Source organism: Labrys sp. F242 (genome assembly GCF_057813875.1).
The window spans coordinates 1-409 of record NZ_JBVASG010000022.1; the positions used below are offsets into that span (position 1 = coordinate 1).

A 409-nucleotide genomic window follows, 5' to 3' on the forward strand; every position below is an offset into this window, starting at 1 on the left:
GTCTAATGGTAAAAAGGGGAGGTATCCCATGGTGGATGACTTCAGCACGCTGCAACAAAAGGCGCAAACGCTGCAGGTCGAGATCGAGGGCCTGTACGCATTGCTGGGAGCAATGGTCCGCGCACTCGAAGAGGCCGACCAGGATTTCAAGCAGCGTGTGGCCCAATCCGCGGTTGCAGCCATTCGGGCCCAGATGGCCGACGACGACGCGCAGGTGATGCGAAATCACTGCCTGCATTTTATCGCCAGCACGCTGAAAGTGCCCTTGTACTGCGTCTTTCGCTGAAAGTTGAAGCCGTCAGACAACGCATCGGCCTCGGCAATCTGGCCCGACCGGATTGCCGGCGAGAATCCTTTCTTGACGAGTAGACGCCACGAGAATCACGATATGCTGCGCTAGGAACGACAT

At 57.2% G+C, this 409-nt stretch carries 1 protein-coding gene; it reads left to right on the forward strand.

Features of this window, described 5'->3' with window-relative positions; genetic code table 11:
* The coding region (locus ACZYTC_RS34255) for a hypothetical protein (protein ID WP_488991759.1) at positions 1-286 on the forward strand (286 nt) is incomplete at its 5' end.
* Between the last annotated feature and the right edge of the window lie 123 nt (positions 287-409).